Raw genomic sequence first — 19,479 nt, 5'->3', positions numbered from 1 at the left:
ACGACGCTGATAAAAAAATAGTATCGCATGAAATCAAAAAAATTGCTTATTATTGGGTTCATAGCTGTGGTAGCCGTTGCAGCCACCTTGTTTTTTTTGACACAAAAAAAAGACACGAAAATAACGGACGGTGGCGCTTTTGAAATTTCCTTCAACAAACAAGGAACGCTAGCGTTTTTGTCGGCGCAAAACAACGACACCCTCTCGGTTATCGATATTGAAGTAGCGGACAACAACCAGCGCCGGGCACGTGGATTGATGTACCGGAAGTCCCTTCCCGCCGATGCCGGGATGTTGTTTGTTTTCGATGAGGAGGAAATTCAGGGTTTCTGGATGAAAAACACCTATATTCCCCTGGATATGCTTTTCGTCAACGCCGATAATGAAATCATTACCATTCATACAAACACCGCTCCCTTAAAAGAATGGAACTATGCATCCACCCGGCCGGCATTGTACGTGGTGGAAGTAAACGCCGGATATTGTGCCCAAAAACAAATTACCGAAGGGGATAAAATTATTTTTGAGCTTTCAAGCCATTGAACCACCTATTTTTTATAAAATAACGATGCTGTTGCCTGCGCGGTTGGCATCACAATCATATCGTTGATGTTTACATGCGCCGGGCGGGAAACGGCAAATAGAATACAATCGGCAATATCATCGGCTAAAAGGTTATCAAACCCATCATATACTTTGGCGGCACGTTCTTCATCCCCGTGAAAACGAACGATGGAAAATTCCGTTTCAACCGCACCGGGACAAACCTGGGTAACCTTTATGTTGTGCTTCAGCATATCTATCCGCATCCCTTTTGTCAGCGCATCCACTGCATGCTTGGTAGCACAATAGACATTTCCATTAGGATAGACTTCTTTTCCTGCAATCGATCCGATGTTGATGATGTGTCCTTTCTCCTGTTTTATCATCAGGGGAGAAACGTAGCGGGTCATGTAGAGCAGTCCCTTAACGTTGGTGTCGATCATTCGATTCCAGTCACCGGTATCTCCTTCCTGCAGGGTACTTAATCCAGCTGCCAGTCCCGCATTGTTGACCAATACATCGATTTTTTTCCAGTCATCCGGCAAATTTTCAATCGCCGATTTTACTTCAAATTCAACACGAACATCAAAACAAAGGGCCAACACACGGGTCCCCGCTTTTTGAAGTTTTTCTTTTACATCTTTTAATCTCTCGTTTCTGCGTCCGGTGATGATAACGTCATAGCCATTTTCGGCTAATCTCCAGGTCGTAGCTTCGCCTATCCCCGATGTGGCACCGGTTATTAGTGCAATCTTTCTCTTCATAACGTATAAAATTATAATAAAATCAAAATTACATCAAAAAATGGAGTTTTTGACCCTTATCATCAAAAAATAAACTATTTTTGAAGTCTACTAAACAAATACCAGCTTTATGGAAGAAGAGTTTATTACCGTCAAAACATTTGCTTTCCCTGCCGATGTATCCATCGTTCAAACATTCATGGAAATGAAAGGTATTGAAGTATTTATGAAAAATTTAACAGCTAGCCGGCTGGCCTATAGCATTGGGGATATCGAGATGCAGGTAAAGGCTTCGGATTACGATGCTGCTAAAAATGCACTTATCGAAGGCGGTTTTGCCGAACCGGAAGACTTTTTTCTTTAAGTTGAATTTTTTTAATCACTAAAAATACATGATTGAGAATAATCTCCCTTATAAAAAGAAAGAATACAAATACATACTCATTGGGTTTCTGATCCTGCTCGGACTGATCCTTTTCAAAGAACTTCGCCTTTACCTTAGCGGTTTTTTAGGAGCTGCCACGCTTTATGTGCTTTTAAAAGGACAGATGACCTACCTGGTAGAAAAAAAGAAGATAAAAAAAGGGTTTGCGGCCACCCTCCTGACCCTGGAAGCCCTATTGTTGTTTTTAGGGCCACTTACAGGCATCGCCTTTTTGGTGATCGATACCGTATCGGGAATTTCTATTGACCCCAAAGCCATAATAGAGAACTTCAACAACTTCGTTAAGATGATTGAAGAGCGGCTTGATTTCGATTTGTTCACCCCCGAAAACTTGTCCAGCCTGCCCAAACTGGGTGGAAACATATTGCAATCGCTCGGTGCAAGTATCTACTCATTAATGATTAATTCCCTTTTTGCACTTTTCATCCTTTTCTATATGCTCTATAACTACGAAAGCTTTGAGAAGATGGTCAAGGAAATTTTGCCCTTTAAAGAAGAAAACAAACAAATCCTGGGTGAAGAAACCAAGATGATCATTCAGGCTAATGCTATCGGAATACCTTTGCTGGCTATTATTCAGGGCGTCTTTGCTTACTTGGGATATATGTTTTTTGGGGTGGATAGCGCCCTGTTGTACGCTATTCTAACGGGATTTACCTCCATTATCCCAATCCTGGGAACAGCTATCGTGTGGGTTCCCATTGCACTAAGTTTATGGCTTGCAGGTGATATCGGGAGCGGTATCGGAATGACTGCATACGGATTCATTATTATTGGCGGTGTTGACAATGTTGCGCGTTTTCTGCTTCAAAAGGTATTGGCCGATATTCATCCGTTGATAACCATTTTCGGAGTATTGATCGGAATTCCCATGTTCGGGTTCTGGGGCGTTATTTTCGGCCCCCTGCTGCTCTCCCTGTTTGTGCTCTTCTTCAATATGTACCGGCACGAGTACATTCCGGGCTCAACGGCACAACCACGTGTCACCACCCGGATGAAGTCCCGGAAATTCAGCATACCCCGATACAAAAAGACAAAAGAAAACAATCTTAAAACGTCGTAACCGTACTGATTTCGGATGTTCTAATCCAAAACAGGCAAAAAAAATTATCTTACGTGAACAATTCCTCCGAGAATTTGTTTTATGTAAGAATAATTCTTTATTAGGATTAAGATGCATGTAGATATTAAACACATTCAGGAGCTCATAAAAGAGAAAGATCTGAAAGTAACTCCCCAACGAATCGGGGTACTCGAAGCGATTTACACGTTACGTAATCATCCCACGGCTGAACAGATCATTGATTTTATTCATGACAAATACCCCAGCATAGCTATTGGAACGGTTTACAAAACACTCGACACTTTTGTCAAATACGGGGTTATCAATAAGGTCTTAACCGAAGGAGAAGTTATGCGTTACGATGGCGTCTTGAAACACCATCACCACCTGTACAATGAAGGCAACGAGGAAATTCAGGATTACATAAACGAAGAACTGGATGAAATGCTGAAAACTTATTTCGAAAAAAATGCTATCGAAGGTTATCATATAAGTTCGATCACCCTTCATATCAGTGGAAAATCAATAAACAAAAAATCAATAAACAAAAAATCAATTAATCAAAAACAATAAAAAATGAAAACAATGAAAACAACTGAATTTACAGGATTAAGAAATGTAGAAAATGTAACCAAGGGGTTACAGCAATTACTGGCAGACCTACAAGTTTATTACACCAATTTACGGGGATTCCACTGGAACATAAAAGGCAAGGATTTTTACCTTCTCCACGAAAAATTCGAAGAGATGTACAACGATGCTGCCGCTAAAGTAGATGAAGTTGCCGAAAGACTCCTTATGCTTGGTGAAACTCCGGCCCACACCTTCACAAAGTACTTGAAAACTGCCAACGTAAAAGAAACCGGCGTAGTTACCGGTACTGATGAAGCCATCAAAAACATTCTCGACACGCTCAAATTGCTCATCGCTTCCGAAAGAGAATTGCTTGCCTTGGCTTCAGAGATTGATGATGAAGTAACCGTAGCGCTTCTGAGCGACTACATCAGCGGACAGGAAAAAGAGGTTTGGATGCTTACTTCATTTTTGTCCTAATCTGCATCTGCTAAAAAAATTATTTTTTAGACATTAATCGTTAACAACAAACATTGTATGGTATGAACGCAGAAGAATTGAAGAAAAAAAGAGACAAAGAAAATCAAAAACCGATGACCACGGTTGCTGGAGCTCCGGTTGGCAACAACCAGGACGCAATGACCGCTGGTCCACGCGGGCCTATGATGCTGCAAGACGTGTGGTTTTTGGAGAAACTTGCTCATTTCGATCGCGAGGTAATTCCGGAGCGACGTATGCATGCTAAAGGGTCGGGTGCCTTCGGCACCTTCACCGTTACCCACGACATTACACCTTACACCAAGGCGAAAATCTTCTCCGAGATTGGCAAGAAGACAGAAATGTTTGTCCGTTTTTCGACCGTTGCCGGTGAGCGTGGGGCAGCCGATGCCGAAAGGGACATCCGTGGCTTTGCCATGAAGTTTTATACCGAAGAAGGCAACTGGGATCTGGTCGGCAACAACACACCGGTCTTCTTTTTCCGCGACCCCCTGAAATTCCCTGATTTGAACCACGCGGTAAAACGTGATCCTTACACCAACCTGCGCAGCTCCAACAACAACTGGGACTTCTGGAGTAGCCTTCCCGAGGCATTGCATCAGGTTACCATCACGATGAGCGACAGGGGGATACCCCGCTCCTATCGGCACATGCACGGCTTCGGAAGCCATACGTTCAGTTTGATCAACGCGGACAACCAGCGTTTCTGGGTAAAGTTCCATTTTGTAACCCAACAGGGCATCGAAAACTTGACCGACCAGGAAGCGATCGAACTGGTTGGGAACGACCGCGAAAGTCATCAGAGGGATCTGTTTGAAGCTATCGGCAACGGCAATTATCCGAAATGGAAGATGTTTATCCAGATAATGACGGAAGAACAGGCCGAGAGCATGCCTTACAACCCGTTCGACCTGACAAAGGTTTGGTATAAAGGCGACTTCCCGCTAATTCCGGTGGGAGAGTTTGAACTGAACCGAAACCCCGAAAACTATTTTCAAGACGTCGAACAAGCCGCCTTCAATCCGGCCAACATTGTTCCGGGAATAGGCTTTTCTCCCGACAGGATGTTACAGGGGCGTTTATTCTCATACGGAGATGCACAACGCTACCGGCTGGGAGTGAACCACCACCAGATTCCTGTAAACATGCCAAGGGGGGCTACGCACACCTACAACTCGTTCCACCGCGACGGACAGATGCGTGTTGACGGGAACCACGGCGCAACATTGCATTACGAACCCAACAGCTACAACATCTGGCGTGAACAACCCGAACACGATGAGCCGACCCAGAAAGTAAGCGGTGATATCAAACGATGGAACTTCCGTGAAGACGATGACAACTACTATGAGCAACCCGGCAAACTATTCCGGCTGATGACTCCCGATGCACAGCAACGGTTGTTCGAAAATACGGCGCGGAATATGAACGGTGTGGAAGAACATATCAAAATCCGCCACATAGGAAATTGTTTTAAAGCCGATCCGAATTATGGAAGAGGGGTTGCCGATGCCTGCGGAATTCCGTACGAGAAGGCAGGAATAAACTGACCGGTTTTCCATTATCCGCCAATTTGTCATCAAATAACTCCGGTCCGGATACCGTTGTGATTTTCCGGAACTGATCAAGGAAATGAATGAATTGTTACGCGAAATACGGAACTGTAAAGTCTGTGAAGCATTCCTTCCCTTAGGCCCCAAACCAGTAATTGCGGCACACAGCAAAAGCAGAATTGTGGTTATCGGACAGGCACCGGGCCGAATTGTCCACGAAACAGGAGTTCCCTGGAACGATAAAAGCGGCGATAATTTGCGTGAATGGATGGGCGTTGACAAGGCCACCTTTTACGATCCCGAAAAATTTGCCCTGATGCCGATGGGTTTTTGTTATCCGGGCAGGGGCAAATCGGGCGATCTGCCTCCGCGGCCCGAATGTGCTCCGTTGTGGCATAGCAAGTTGTTGGATGCGATGAAGGACGTTAGGCTTATTTTGCTTGTAGGCAGGTACGCGCAGCAATACTACCTTCGGGATACAGCCAAAGCCACCCTGACGGAAACCATCTTGCTTTTCGACGTGTACTTGCCTGATTATTTTCCGTTGCCTCATCCGTCACCCCGAAACAATATTTGGCAGGCAAAGAATAAGTGGTTTACCGAAAAAGTATTGCCGGAACTCAAAACAAGAGTTAAAGCGGCATTAATTTAGTCACAGGACCCAGGGATTAACTAACTTTGTTGGCATTGTTTTTGTTATTATACTAAATAAAAAACTATATTTGTAATCTACTATTTAGAAGATAAGGAAGTTAATAAATGGACAACAATTTTTCTCAACGGGTCAGGGACATCATGGCATACAGCCGTGAAGAAGCCGAAAGACTACAAAACAATTATATCGGACCGGAACACTTGATGCTCGCTATTCTCCGCGACGGGGACGGGATGGCCATCCAGGTGCTTCAGGATTTTGATGTGGACATAAAGCATTTAAAAAACTATATCGACGACCGGTTTCGCCAGATTCAGGAGCCGTACGACGAAACACGTGAATTGGTCATCAACAAAAGTACGGAAAAAACGTTAAAGATGAGCATACTGGAAGCCAGGCTCACCAAAAGCACAGAAACCGATTCGGAACATATCCTTTTAGCGCTGCTAAAGGAGAAAAATACTCCGATAAACGATATCCTGCAACAGTTTCATCTCGATTATTCCAGTGCTTTTCTGTATGTAAAAAGTATACTTGACGCACGTGCCGAAAGCAGTGCGGATTCTCCTTCAATGGGCCCGAACTTTACTGACGACGATGACGATGAACAGGCCGGAAAATCATCTTTCAATCCTGGAGGACAAGGCGGACAATCGCAGGCAAAAAGCCCGGCTTCAGACACACCGGTACTTGATAATTTCGGAACAGATATTACCCGTGCCGCCCTGGAGAACCGCCTCGACCCCATTGTGGGACGGGAAAAGGAAATCGAACGCATTGCCCAGATACTGAGCCGCCGCAAGAAAAACAATCCCGTGCTCATTGGCGATCCCGGTGTAGGAAAGTCGGCCATCGTGGATGGACTAGCATTACGTATCGTACAGAAAAAAGTTTCACGTGCCATGTTCGACAAACGCGTGATTGCGCTTGATATGGCCTCCATTGTAGCCGGGACCAAGTACCGTGGCCAGTTTGAAGAGCGGATCAAAGCCATACTGAACGAACTGTCTAAAAATCCGAACATCATTCTCTTTATCGACGAGATTCACACCATCGTCGGTGCCGGAGGAGCTGCCGGATCGCTGGACGCGGCAAACATGCTGAAACCTGCGCTGTCTCGAGGTGAAATTCAGTGTATTGGAGCTACCACGCTGGATGAATATCGCAAGAACATTGAAAAAGACGGGGCACTGGAACGTCGTTTCCAGAAAGTAATCGTTGACGCTACCACCCCCGAAGAGACCTTGCAAATCCTCCGGAACATTAAAGAGCGGTACGAAGAACATCACAACGTCCGTTATACCGACGAGGCGTTGGAGGCGTGCGTGAAGCTGACAGAAAGGTATGTATCCGACCGTACTTTTCCCGATAAGGCCATCGATGCCCTGGATGAATCCGGCGCGCGTGTTCATATTTCCAACATCTCCATTCCCAAAGTGATTGAAGAGATGGAGGAAGAGCTGAAAGTGGTGGAACAGATGAAAAACGACGCGGTGAAAGCCCAGAAATATGAATTGGCGGCAAGCTATCGCGACAAACAACGCCAGCTTTTGCTGGCACTGGAAGCTGAAGAGCAACGCTGGCAAAAAGAAATAAAGGAAAAACCGGAAATCGTTGACGAAGAAAAAATTGCCGAGGTGGTGGCCATGATATCGGGCGTGCCTGTTCAGCGGATTGCCCAGGCCGAAGGCCAACGCTTGCTGGAAATGAAAAATGAACTCAAAGCGCAGGTCATCGGCCAGGATGAAGCCGTGGACAAGATCGTGAAGGCTATCCAGCGGAACCGCGTGGGGCTGAAAGATCCCAACAAGCCTATCGGTACGTTTATGTTCCTGGGACCAACAGGCGTCGGGAAAACACACCTGGCAAAAAAGCTAGCGGAGTTTCTGTTCGACTCGCACGAAAACCTTATCCGCGTAGACATGAGCGAATATATGGAGAAGTTCAACGTTTCCCGCCTGGTAGGAGCGCCTCCCGGATACGTGGGGTACGAAGAAGGCGGTCAGTTGACCGAAAAAGTGCGTCGCCGCCCCTACTCCGTTGTCCTGCTTGACGAAATAGAAAAAGCGCACCCCGATGTGTTCAACATCTTGCTGCAAATTCTGGATGAAGGGCATATCACCGATAGCCTGGGACGTAAAATCGATTTCAAAAATACGATCCTCATCATGACCTCCAATATCGGGACACGACAGCTAAAGGATTTCGGCCGCGGAATCGGGTTCAGCACCAACAGCGATGTCTCCGACACCGAATATTCGAGAAGTGTTATACAAAAAGCGCTGAACAAAGCGTTTGCCCCCGAGTTCTTGAATCGGGTAGACGACATCGTGATGTTTGACCAGTTAAGCAAAGATTCTATCTTCAAAATTATCGACCTGGAACTTAACGGACTATACAAGCGTATCAAAGAGTTGGGTTACTGCGTTGAACTCACTACCGAAGCCAAAGAGTTTCTTGCCGACAAAGGTTATGATGTACAGTTCGGAGCCCGTCCGCTAAAACGTGCCATCCAGAAGTACGTGGAAGACGAAATGGCTGAAGTGATCCTGCGGACAGGCATCAAGGAAGGCGAGACCGTAGTGGTGGATTTCAACAAGGAACAACAAAAAATCGAGATAAAAATCGCCAAGCACGAGAAGATAGAACAATAATCCGCACAAGAGACGGGGCAGCCAACAGGTTGTCCCGTTTTTATCAATTGCTGGGCGTACAAACCCAGAAAATGGCTAAAGAAAACGGCCTGAAACCAGCCAAAGAACTCCGGAAATAAAGAGCAGCCTCTCAGGAGGAATCGAATAGTCGTTCGGCAAATTTGTTGTTTTAAATAAGTGTATTATAAAAAACAACACTGAATATATTAAGTAATTCAACTATATCAAAATAAGGAGAACTTGTATAGCTTTTTATCTATAACAGTTGTCCTTGTATCGAATATGCGAAAGAAAAATAATTCTGAAAATAATAGGTTTTCTAATTGTTTTGTGTTATTTTCGTCAAAATAAAAAAACCTTTTTTGACTGTCATTTTTTAAATACATATACCTTTACTGGCAAGCAATAAGATAAAAAATCGGATTTTGCAGGAATAATTCAAATCCTATCTTTGCTATTGAAAGATTACATCAACTTTATACCTAACCTAACGATTGATTTTGAATAGATTTAAGAATAAACTTACTTTTTGTCCTATATTATAAAGGATTCCAATATCCGACTACAGATGATATACAGAACAGAAATACTGATCAGAAAAATAAAATAATGAAATGAATAGGTTTAAACAACGGGGCATAATCTTACAAAACAAAATTCCATCTAAAAAAAGTGATGTTAGTACACAACATTTTTATAGTAAGGAGTTGTCCTTAAAAGCTAATGATATTGCGTCTGATTGGCATATCACAATAGATTGATAACATTTTCATCAGGCGGGCATAGTTGACTTTATCTCCCAGTGCTTTTGCGAGAAATAGATAATGATTTGGAGAAGCATAAAATCATAGATGGGTTGGCTTGTTTTTAAAATTAGATAAAATAAATATATTCGTGGATCAGAAATCAGAGATACATTTGATTCGATGGAGAGCTATTTTCAGGTTGAAATATGGGAGGATATCATTTAACACGCTTATGTTGTAGAAAATTTCATATAAGCATACAGGCATGAACACACTTTGTCTTTATACTCTTAATTATCCTTACGGACTAGGAGAACAGTTTCTTGAAACAGAAATAAAATATCTTTCAAAATCATTCAATCAAATCTATATAATTCCATTTCAGATATTCGGAAAAAAGCGTCATCTGCCCGAAAATACTAAGGTAATGAAACTTCATTTTGAACTGTATCCGAAATCTAAAATATTTGGAAATATTGGTAAATGGCCTATTTACTGTCTTAGTGATATTATACGCATTAAAAATATAAAAAACATAGTACATTTACTTTTCAAAATATCGTGTTATGCAGAATCTTTATATGTTTTTCTTGAAAAAAACAAGATAACAAATGCCATTCATTACACCTACTGGTTTGATCATTATGCTACATTATTGTCCATTTTAAGGTCAAAAAACAGAATACAATACTTCATTTCGCGCGCTCATGGCTATGATTTATACAATGAGAGAAGAGAAGAGGGTTATATTCCCTTTCGAAAACTGCAATTACAGTATGTAGCAAAACTGTATCTGATTTCAAGACACGGATTGAAATATATAACCGAAAAATACCCGAAATACAAAACAAAGTATAAACTTTCTTATTTGGGAATAGATAATATTATTAATTCAATAAAAGAGAAACAGACGCCATCTTACCTACTTGTAAGCTGTTCCAGGATAGTTGACATAAAGCGGGTTGATAAAATTATAGAATCGTTGGCCTTTATAAAGGATATTTCTGTAAAATGGGTACACTTTGGAGATGGCCCTTTATTTGGAGAAATAAAGAAATTGGCAGATCAACTTCTACCCGAAAATATTGAGGCTGTGTTCTTCGGACATGTAGACAATAAGGATATATATAAGTTCTATCTTACTGAAAAGGTGGACTGTTTTATCAATCTTTCTTCCACAGAAGGTTTGCCTGTTTCCATAATGGAAGCTATCAGTTTTGGAATTCCGATAGTGGCTACCAATGTTGGAGGTAGTTCAGAAATAGTTACGGCTAAAGTTGGGATATTGGTACAGGCAGATTTTGAGGTTGAGGATGTTAAAAATATAATTCTACAAATGCTTTTAGCCAAATCGAGAAATTCTCTTTTCCGAAATGGCATACACAAATTCTGGGAAGAGAATTTCAACGCCAGTAGAAACTATCCAAATTTTATCGATAATATTTTAAGTGATTATAAACCCTCTAAAAGTATTGAGAATCATGAAATATAATCCTCTCGTTTCAGTTATCATGCCCGTTTATAATTACGGACATTTAATTAAGGAAAGTATTGACAGCGTTCTCGCTCAAACCCTGCCCGATTTTGAACTGATCGTAGTTAATGACGGCTCGACGGATAACAGCAGAGAAATAGCGCATTCTTATCTCGATAAACGCATTAAAATTATTAATTTTCCTGAAAATAGAGGATGTTATCCGGCAATGAATGCCGGCATGAGAGTTGCTAAGGGTGAATATCTCTGCGTGGTTGGATCCGATGACATAAACTTGCCTAAGCGCTTGGAGAAACAATATCTTTTTTTGGAAGAAAATAAAGAATTAGGGATGATCGGAAGTGCATTTCAAATGCTTAATGACCCTCTTCCTTATTATAAAGAAACCGATTACGAGACTATTAAAGTATTATTTTTGCGTAATTGTTATTCGAGCCATGCTACATGTATGGTTAGAACTGCCCTTGTTCAAAAGTACGATTTATATTATAACGAATCATATACCTATTCTTCCGATTATGACTGGCAGGTAAGGGCATTATCCTTATTTCCGGCCAGCAATATTAATGAAATCTTTTATCAGATCCGGATGCATGAACAACAAATTACAAAAAGAAAAGGTAAAGAACAGTTTTTCTTTATGGTGCAAATTCGCATGAAACAACTTTCATTTTTTAGGATCAAACCTACTGAATCTGAGAAAGCATTGCATAATTCTTTCATTAATGGTATGGCCGATTGCCATTTTGATGAAAAATTAATTAACCAATGGATAGATAAACTACTGGAAGCTAATCGAGTAACACGATATTATTCACAGCAAAAATTACAGAATTTTTTGCAAGCACATTGTAATCAATATATTTTTCAAATGAAACAAACATGAACTCCTACAAGGAAATATCTTATACTCTTGACCTTTTAATCCAACAAATTGCAAAAGTGAGTACCCTTGTCCCACAAAATGGGTTAACGACAGGTAAAATCGGCATTGCTATCCTTTTGTACCAATACGGAAAATATAGGAATGATCTTAAAATGACTGATTATGCGGATATCCTGATAGAATTAATATTGCAGGAAATGAAACAGGGCGTTAAAAGAAGGTTTGATGATGGGTTGTATGGTATTGTATGGGGAATCCATTATTTGATCAAAAAAGGATTTGTTCAGGCTGATGAAGATATATTTGATGAAGTGGATAACATTATTTTTCGCGAGAACAATAAAGCATATTTTTTTAACGATCTTGGTGCTGAAGCAGAAAAAGCTTTGTATATATGGAATAGATTTATTTCAGTGACATCCTCTACAAAAAGTAAATGGGAGCAACATATCGAAAATTGCGTAAATCAATTTCATAAAATATTGATTTTAAAATACATTACTTATATATTACCGGTTTTTTCTTGTAGAACTTTAATTCGGTTTTTTCACATATGTCAAACTTTTTGGAAATATGACATGTTTCGACAAGAAATAGGTGTATTATATGAAGAATTACCTGAAATAGTGAGGATTTCTTTCAAAGAAGAGAAAAGTATTTCTGAAAAATATATATTGGCCACGTTAATTAATGAAATTCCGACACTTGAAGGATGTGTGTCCACTGTTGATCTTCCTCAATCGATGACATTGGTGGATGCTAATAATTTCTACCTAACCCAATGGATTTTAGATAAAAAGATTTCCATACCCAAAACAGTGGACAAAACTATATTATCCATCATAAAAAATCATCGACGAATTAGTGGATTAATAAATCAACTTAATTCGGATAATGCAGCACTGGGTAATGATGCTGGTGGTTTAGCTTGGGTAATTATGCAATGGTGTATCAATAAGGATAATATGCTGACTTCGAGTGATTAATAATAGAAAACGGGACATATCCAATCGATACACAACGAGAATTTTGAACACTTTCCATCATTGAACTTCTAAAACGATATCCTCTCCATCAACTGTATTCCGTTTAACACTCCCTCGTAATTCGGAAACATATCCCACTTTTTCTGTACAATATATTCATACATTGTATCGTGGCACTTCCCGTATTGATGGTCAATGGTGAAGTCTTTATCTGGTTTTTCCATATCATTTACATCCCAAAAATCAATACGGTTAAGATTAGTTCCACTTAGCCGTATGGTTCCCTTTTCACCGATAACGGTCAATTCAGTAAGATAATTGGAGCGAAACACGCTCACGGTTGCGTTTAAGGCACCTACAGTCCCGTTTTGCAGTTCGCATATTGCCGAAACAGTATCATAAACTTCAAATTTACGCATACGACCTCCTACACCATACGCATTTGTGATTTTTCCGAAAAGAAAATAAATCATATCTACGTAATGGCTCGCTTGCGTGTAAAATACGCCACCATCTGTAATCAGTAACTTCGCATGTACAATTTTCGGCAAGATTGAATGTACAGAAATTGGCAATATGCAATGTACATAAAAAGGGTTAAAGAAGAGTCTTCATATATTTGTAATTCACAAAAATACAAACACTATGAAGACTCAGATACATGACCTTAGAAAGGTACGTATGTGGTACGAAGTTAAAGAACTTTCCAGTAATCCGGGCAATTCGGACAGTAAAATTGCAAAAAAGTTGGGTGTTGATCGCAGAACTGTTTCCAGGTACAAGAAGATGAGTGAAGAAGAGTTTCATGAGTTTTCAATGAAACAACGTGTATACGAACTTGTTCTGTCGCCATATTACCCGGACGTTCTTTCCTTATTGAGTATAGACAATGGTTTGCCGGCGGCAGTGATAGAAGACCGGCTGAAGGAGAAATACGCCGACTTGCCGAAGGTGAACAGCAAGACTGTATACAACTTTGTCCAGCACGTGCGGCGTCAGGAGAAGATCCCTGTACCGGAGAAGATCCGCCAGACGGAAGCCCTGGAAGAGTTTGCATATGGCAGCCAGGCGCAGGTTGACTTCGGTACAGCACAGATGCGACGTTTGGACGGCAGTAGGCGCAGGGTTTATTTTTTTGCCCTTGTCCTGTCACGCAGTCGCTACAAATATGTGTTTTTCCAAACAACTCCCTTCACCGGGAAAACAGCCGTCCAGGCTCACGAGCAGGCCTTCAAGTATATAGAGGGTATCCCCGGGAAGCTTCTCTATGATCAGGACTCGGTGTTTCTGAAAAGTGAGAACCTTGGCGATTATCTCCTGGCTGATGATTTTCGTCGCTACAGGGATGAACGCGGTATCAGCGTTGAGTTCTGCCGCAAGGCCGATCCCCAGAGCAAAGGCCGGGTCGAGAACGTGGTAGGATACGTGAAAAACAACTTTCTTCGCGCGCGTACCTTTCACGATATAGATCGCCTCAACGAGGAAGCCCTGAGCTGGTTGGAGCGCAAGGCGAACGGCACCAAACATGCCACGACGAAGCGCCTGCCCCATGACGTGTGGTTGATTGAAAAGGAGCATCTCTCCTTTTTTCGCCCCTCACCGGCAATCCCCCGGGATGAGATTCCCACCTACACGGTGAGAAAAGATAACACAATCAGTTACAAGGGGAACTTCTACAGGGTCCCATATGGCACCTATAACGGGAAGGGACCGGAGGTATTACTCAAGGTCAAGGATGGCACCCTTTCGCTTTCCAACCGGCAAGGCATCCTTCTGGCCGAGCACCCCGTCAGTCTTGAAAAAGGCAAGGTAATCGGCAGCACAACTTATCGACGGGATCGGAACTCCAGGCTCGAGGTCTTCAAGCAGGAAGTCCTATCGATCTGGAAGGGCAACAACACTTTGTACCTGTTCATAGAGGAGATACACAAGTATAAGCCCCGTTATCTGAGAGACAATCTGAAAATGATAAGGGAGGTGATGGGCGAATATGGTGAGGAGATCGTTGGCAGCGCACTTGATTACTGCCTCGACAATGGGCTCCACAACGCCCTTTACCTGAAAGAAGCCGCATCACATTACCGGGAGTTAAAACGCCGGGAGAAGAAGCCCTTGCCTGTTGTAAGCGTGTTGCATGACGGTGTTCAAACAAGTCAGTATGACACGGATGCATACATCCCCGAGAGAAGCAAGATAAACCGGTACGATCAAATCATGGAGCTATGAAGCAGATAGAAAACATGAAGCAATATGCCGGCATACTTCGTTTGGGATACCTGAGCAAAAACTTGCAGCCGATGCTTCACCAGGCGAGCATAGATACACCGGGATACGCGGACTTCCTGGAGAACATGCTTGTAAAAGAGCTGGAGCAGCGACAGCTGAATGATTACCGGCGCAGGACTAAACTGGCCCGTCTGCCACGTGCACACGAGCTTGACGAGTACGATTACAAGGCCTCGAGCAGCATCGGCATAAGGCAGATGACACAGCTCAGGGAGCTGCTCTGGGTCGATCAGCTATACAACCTGGTGCTGATGGGTCCAAGCGGTACGGGCAAAACATACCTGGCCGGGGGACTGGTCAATGATGCCATCAAGAAAGGTTATAGGGCCTATTTTACCACCATGGCTGACCTGATAGGCGTGCTCAACAGGAAAGAAATCATCTCATCGGCAATGAGCACCTACAAGCGATACACCAAGGCACACCTGATTGCCATAGATGACATCATGATGTTCCCGGTGCAAAAGAGTGAAGCGGTGGCTCTGTTCAATCTGATCAATCACCTGCATGAGCAGTGCTCGATCATCATCACCACTAACAAGTCACCCAGCCAGTGGGCGGAGACACTGGATGATGAAGTGTTAGCCACAGCCATCCTGGATCGACTGCTATATCGTTGCGAGGTGATCAGGTTCGAGGGAAACGGTTACCGTATGGACAACCGGAAAACTTTCCTTGAGAAAGAATAAAAAAACAGTTGAATACAATAAAAAAGAGATAGTTAATGTAATGTTAAACCTGTACATTGGATATTGCCAAAAGTTGTACACTCAACATTGCCATTTTTTGTACATTGTAAATTTGCTAATTACACCATCATAAGCTTTGGTCCCATGCCAGTCTATTCCAAAATAATCATCGTCACGATTCCAAAAGATATTACATACAAACTGATAGATCATTCCCAGTTTGCAGGTATCAATCAGGTCTTTCAAAAACACAATCAGCGGGTTGTAGCGGTTTTGAAATACCGGCAATAATTTCTTCTCAGCCTTGTTCACCCTATCGTACATTTCATACAGTTCACGCTGTGTAAGCGATACTGGTTTTTCGCAAATGATATATGGAATATTGGTATGTTCGGCTATTTCAATGACATGGCGCGGGTGCATTCCCGATGGCGTCATCACGGATACCACATCCACATCTCTTAACTGTTTATAATCCGTAAGATAAGGAACAGACAGTTGCCCGGAAACCGTTTGCGCCTTTTTTTCATCGATGTCGCAAACCACCGAGATATCAATACCCTCCACAGCCCGGACCGCCTCAATATGGCGTTCGGATACTCTGCCGCAACCAACCAATGCCAGTTTCATCGTACTCATTTTATTTAATTCTTGTTACATTATTTTTCTCAATTCGGTATTTCTGCCCGCTTTCAGGACAAACCGCCATTCCATTTCCATCGAAATTCAGGCGATGCCCGTATTCGCTCATCCATCCGGTGTGACGGGCGGGATTGCCGACCAATAAGGCATAAGACGGCACATTTTTGGTAACCACCGCTCCCGCGCCGATGAAAGCATAAGCGCCAATGTCGTGTCCGCAAATGACGGTGGCATTCGCGCCGATGGTTGCGCCTTTCCCTACACGGGTTTTAGCAAACGACCCATGGCGGTTGATGGCACTGCGGGGATTAACCACATTTGTGAAAACACACGACGGGCCGAGAAAGACATCATCGTCGCAAGTTACTCCGGTATAAACCGATACGTTATTCTGTACCTTGACGTTGTTGCCCAATATCACACCAGGTGAGATTACTACATTCTGCCCGATATTGCAATTATTCCCGATCACGCATCCGGCCATCAGATGCGAAAAGTGCCAGATTTTGGTTCCTTTGCCGATTTGGCACCCTTCATCGATAACTGCCGTGGAATGTGCAAAATAATCTTTCTCCATCACTTAAAAAATGTTTGAATAGATGTGATGATATGCTTTTGCTCTTCTTCGGAAAGTTCAGTGTGCATTGGTAATGACAATACCGATTGAGCTAATTCGGTTGATACATTCAACTGCTCAGAAGTGGGAACAATATTTTTGAAGGCGTTCTGCTTGTTAAGAGGCAACGGATAATAAATCATAGAGGGTATACCCTGCTTCAAAAGATGTTCTTTTAAGGCATTGCGCATACCATCCTTTACTTTGAGAGTGTATTGATGATAAACATGTGTGGAGTACGACATTTCTTCAGGAAGCGTTATTCCATCTATATTCTTCAAACCTTCGGAATAAATTCTTGCTGCACGTTGACGGGCTTGTATGTATTCGTCCAGATGCTGAATCTTTACATTAAGAATGGCAGCCTGGAGGGTATCCAGACGTGAGTTGCATCCCAATATTTCATGGCAATACTTCTCAATTTGCCCGTGTACCGTCATCGCTCGCAAACGCTCGGCAAGAATGTCATCGTCAGTCATCAGAGCGCCGCCATCGCCAAAACAGCCTAAATTCTTGGTCGGGAAAAACGAAGTGCAGCCGATATGTCCGATGGTTCCGGTTTGTTTTTTGGAGCCGTCGGAAAAAGTATAATACGCTCCGATTGCCTGCGCGTTGTCTTCCACCACGAACAGCCGGTGTTTCTGCGCGAAGTTCATGATCTCTTCCATCGGACAGCTCTGCCCAAAAAGATGAACGGGAATGATAGCTCTGGTTTTCGGTGAAAGTCCCTTCCCGATGTTACCCAATGTGATGTTAAATGAATGGTAGTCCACATCCACCATTACCGGCACTAACCGTAACAGGCCAATCGCCTCGGCTGCCGCCACATAAGTAAATGCCGGGACGATCACTTCGTCACCCGGCTGCAGGTCCAACGCCATCAATGCCAACTGCAGTGCGTCGGTTCCGTTGGCGCAAGGGATAACATGTTTAGTACCTGTATATTGTTCAAGGCTGGCTTTGAACTCATTGATCTGAGGCCCGTTGATAAAGGCGGAATTGTTGATTACCTGCGATATCGCATCATCCACTTCCGGTTGAATCTTTCTGTATTGATCGATAAGGTCGCACATTTTAATTTCCATAGGCGATCAAATGAAGTTACAATTTATCAATATTTTCGCCGCCCTCACTATATGCGTTCTGCAAATCAACAATCAACCCTGCATGTTTACGTATCATTTCGAAATCATAAACGGCATGTTTGGTTGCAACCACCACTACATCGGCATTTGCGAGTATCTTGGGTGACAACTCCACCGATGAAAACAAATGACCCTCGTGTGTGGTAATGTGCGGGATATACGGGTCGTTGTAGGAAACAATTCCGTTTTTCTTTGCTACTTCATCAATTATTTCAATAATAGGGGATTCGCGTTCATCATTGATATTTGGTTTGTAAGCTACGCCCAAGAAAAAGACTCTACTACCGTTTATTGACTTCTTTTTCCGATTGAGCGCCGAGTTGATTTTGATGTACATATAATACGGCATCCGCATGTTAATATGTCCGGCAGTATGTATCATGCTCAAGTCAAAATTATAAATCTTAGCGATATATTCTAAATAAAACGGATCGAACGGGATACAATGGCCTCCGATACCCGCCCCGGGATAAAACGCTTGAAATCCGAATGGTTTGGTTTTGGCAGCTTCGATCACTTCCCAAATATTGATATCCATTTTACCTGCCAACAAGGCCAATTCGTTGATGAGGCTGATATTGACCAGACGGTAGGTGTTTTCAAGAATCTTGACCATTTCGGCTACACGTGGCGAACTTACCGTATGAATTTTTTCGATAGCTTTTGAATAAATACTTTTTCCTATTTCCAATCCCTCCGGTGTGATAGCTCCAATTACTTTCGGGATATTTTTAATATGGAAGAAAGAGTTGCCCGGATCAATCCGTTCGGGAGAAAATGCCAACCAGAAATCCTTGCCGTGCTTCATACCCGATTCCTTTTCAATAATCGGCATCATGAACGTTTCGGTAGTGGTGGGATAGGTAGTGCTTTCGAGGCATATGAACACTTCACGTTTCATGTATTGCCCAATACTGACACATGCCGATTCGATATAACTCATATCGGGCTTTTTAAAACGGTCTAACGGTGTCGGAACGCAAATTAACAAAACATCACAGTAATTAATTTTCGAGAAATCGGTTGTAGCTTTTAAAAACTCATTACTAATCGCCTCTTTCAACGCAGCATCACGGATATCCTTAATATAGTTTTCACCCTGGTTGATTTTATCAACATATTCCTGAGATTTGTCGAAACCAATTACATGCAGTTCAGCTTCTGCAAAAGCCACCGCTAAAGGTAAGCCCACATATCCCAAGCCGACTACCCCAATAACTTCCTTATTGTTATCGATTTTCTTCCGTATGTCCACTTTGTT

General features: G+C 42.6%; 19 protein-coding genes. 13 read left to right on the top strand and 6 right to left on the bottom strand.

From position 1 onward, the window contains the following. Positions 1–27 precede the first annotated feature (27 nt). Entirely contained in the window at positions 28–543 is a 516-nt protein-coding gene (locus tag KCV26_12455; protein WZX36104.1) for a DUF192 domain-containing protein, read from the top strand. A 5-nt stretch (positions 544–548) separates the two neighbouring features. Here the strand turns inward: KCV26_12455 and KCV26_12450 are convergent, their stop codons facing one another. After that, positions 549–1,307 carry an SDR family oxidoreductase gene (locus KCV26_12450; GenBank protein ID WZX36103.1) on the bottom strand — a complete coding sequence of 253 codons (759 nt, stop codon included), beginning with the start codon at positions 1,305–1,307 and terminating at the stop codon, positions 549–551. 109 nt (positions 1,308–1,416) lie between these two features. Here KCV26_12450 and KCV26_12445 point away from each other — a divergent pair, with 109 nt between their 5' ends. The 10 genes from KCV26_12445 to KCV26_12400 all read left to right on the top strand — a co-directional run bounded on the left by KCV26_12445 (position 1,417) and on the right by KCV26_12400 (position 12,840). Next, complete coding sequence (locus tag KCV26_12445; GenBank protein WZX36102.1) at positions 1,417–1,650, top strand: DUF2007 domain-containing protein; 234 nt, start codon at positions 1,417–1,419, stop codon at positions 1,648–1,650. Between the two features lie 28 nt (positions 1,651–1,678). Next, positions 1,679–2,794: an AI-2E family transporter gene (locus KCV26_12440; protein ID WZX36101.1), complete on the top strand. Its 1,116-nt coding sequence runs from the start codon at positions 1,679–1,681 to the stop codon at positions 2,792–2,794. A 111-nt stretch (positions 2,795–2,905) separates the two neighbouring features. Further along, positions 2,906–3,367, top strand: a complete 462-nt coding sequence (locus KCV26_12435) for a transcriptional repressor (GenBank protein ID WZX36100.1) — start codon at positions 2,906–2,908, stop codon at positions 3,365–3,367. A 12-nt stretch (positions 3,368–3,379) separates the two neighbouring features. Then, positions 3,380–3,847 carry a DNA starvation/stationary phase protection protein gene (locus KCV26_12430; GenBank protein ID WZX36099.1) on the top strand — a complete coding sequence of 156 codons (468 nt, stop codon included), beginning with the start codon at positions 3,380–3,382 and terminating at the stop codon, positions 3,845–3,847. A gap of 62 nt (positions 3,848–3,909) precedes the next feature. Continuing rightward, entirely contained in the window at positions 3,910–5,415 is a 1,506-nt protein-coding gene (locus KCV26_12425; protein ID WZX36098.1) for a catalase, read from the top strand. Positions 5,416–5,497: 82 nt separating this feature from the next. Continuing rightward, a complete protein-coding gene (locus KCV26_12420; protein ID WZX36097.1) occupies positions 5,498–6,070 on the top strand; it encodes a uracil-DNA glycosylase family protein in 573 nt (190 codons plus the stop codon). A 107-nt stretch (positions 6,071–6,177) separates the two neighbouring features. Next, positions 6,178–8,727, top strand: a complete 2,550-nt coding sequence (locus KCV26_12415) for an ATP-dependent Clp protease ATP-binding subunit (protein WZX36096.1) — start codon at positions 6,178–6,180, stop codon at positions 8,725–8,727. Positions 8,728–9,900: 1,173 nt separating this feature from the next. Next, on the top strand, positions 9,901–10,965 hold the full coding sequence (locus KCV26_12410; protein WZX36095.1) for a glycosyltransferase: 1,065 nt from the start codon (positions 9,901–9,903) through the stop codon (positions 10,963–10,965). Then, positions 10,955–11,854 carry a glycosyltransferase gene (locus tag KCV26_12405; protein WZX36094.1) on the top strand — a complete coding sequence of 300 codons (900 nt, stop codon included), beginning with the start codon at positions 10,955–10,957 and terminating at the stop codon, positions 11,852–11,854. Before KCV26_12410 ends, KCV26_12405 begins: the two co-directional genes overlap by 11 nt. Beyond that, positions 11,851–12,840, top strand: a complete 990-nt coding sequence (locus KCV26_12400) for a hypothetical protein (protein WZX36093.1) — start codon at positions 11,851–11,853, stop codon at positions 12,838–12,840. The genes KCV26_12405 and KCV26_12400 overlap by 4 nt, the downstream gene beginning before the upstream one ends. 68 nt (positions 12,841–12,908) lie before the next feature. Here the strand turns inward: KCV26_12400 and KCV26_12395 are convergent, their stop codons facing one another. Beyond that, positions 12,909–13,391 (bottom strand): hypothetical protein, encoded by a 483-nt coding sequence (locus KCV26_12395; GenBank protein ID WZX36092.1) that lies wholly within the window; start codon positions 13,389–13,391, stop codon positions 12,909–12,911. 94 nt (positions 13,392–13,485) lie between these two features. On the opposite strand from KCV26_12395, the gene istA reads away from it, so the two are divergent. Both istA and istB read left to right on the top strand, forming a co-directional pair. After that, entirely contained in the window at positions 13,486–15,066 is a 1,581-nt protein-coding gene (istA, locus tag KCV26_12390) for an IS21 family transposase (GenBank protein WZX36091.1), read from the top strand. Next, positions 15,063–15,815 carry an IS21-like element helper ATPase IstB gene (gene istB / locus KCV26_12385; GenBank protein WZX36090.1) on the top strand — a complete coding sequence of 251 codons (753 nt, stop codon included), beginning with the start codon at positions 15,063–15,065 and terminating at the stop codon, positions 15,813–15,815. Before istA ends, istB begins: the two co-directional genes overlap by 4 nt. A gap of 81 nt (positions 15,816–15,896) precedes the next feature. Here the strand turns inward: istB and KCV26_12380 are convergent, their stop codons facing one another. From KCV26_12380 to KCV26_12365, 4 genes are read right to left on the bottom strand one after another with little or no spacing between them, the layout of a single operon-like run. Further along, positions 15,897–16,454 (bottom strand): Gfo/Idh/MocA family oxidoreductase, encoded by a 558-nt coding sequence (locus KCV26_12380; protein ID WZX36089.1) that lies wholly within the window; start codon positions 16,452–16,454, stop codon positions 15,897–15,899. A 1-nt stretch (position 16,455) separates the two neighbouring features. Beyond that, positions 16,456–17,034: an N-acetyltransferase gene (locus tag KCV26_12375; GenBank protein WZX36088.1), complete on the bottom strand. Its 579-nt coding sequence runs from the start codon at positions 17,032–17,034 to the stop codon at positions 16,456–16,458. After that, the gene (locus KCV26_12370; protein WZX36087.1) at positions 17,034–18,158 is read right to left on the bottom strand and encodes a DegT/DnrJ/EryC1/StrS family aminotransferase; all 1,125 of its coding nucleotides are present in this window, start codon (positions 18,156–18,158) and stop codon (positions 17,034–17,036) included. The genes KCV26_12375 and KCV26_12370 overlap by 1 nt, the downstream gene beginning before the upstream one ends. Positions 18,159–18,174: 16 nt before the next feature. Then, a complete protein-coding gene (locus KCV26_12365; protein WZX36086.1) occupies positions 18,175–19,473 on the bottom strand; it encodes a nucleotide sugar dehydrogenase in 1,299 nt (432 codons plus the stop codon). Positions 19,474–19,479: the final 6 nt, after the last annotated feature.

The sequence above is a fragment of the Petrimonas sulfuriphila genome (genome assembly GCA_038561985.1).
In the GTDB taxonomy this organism is placed as follows: Bacteria; Bacteroidota; Bacteroidia; order Bacteroidales; family Dysgonomonadaceae; genus Petrimonas; species Petrimonas sulfuriphila.
This window is presented reverse-complemented; position numbering and strand designations above follow the sequence as displayed.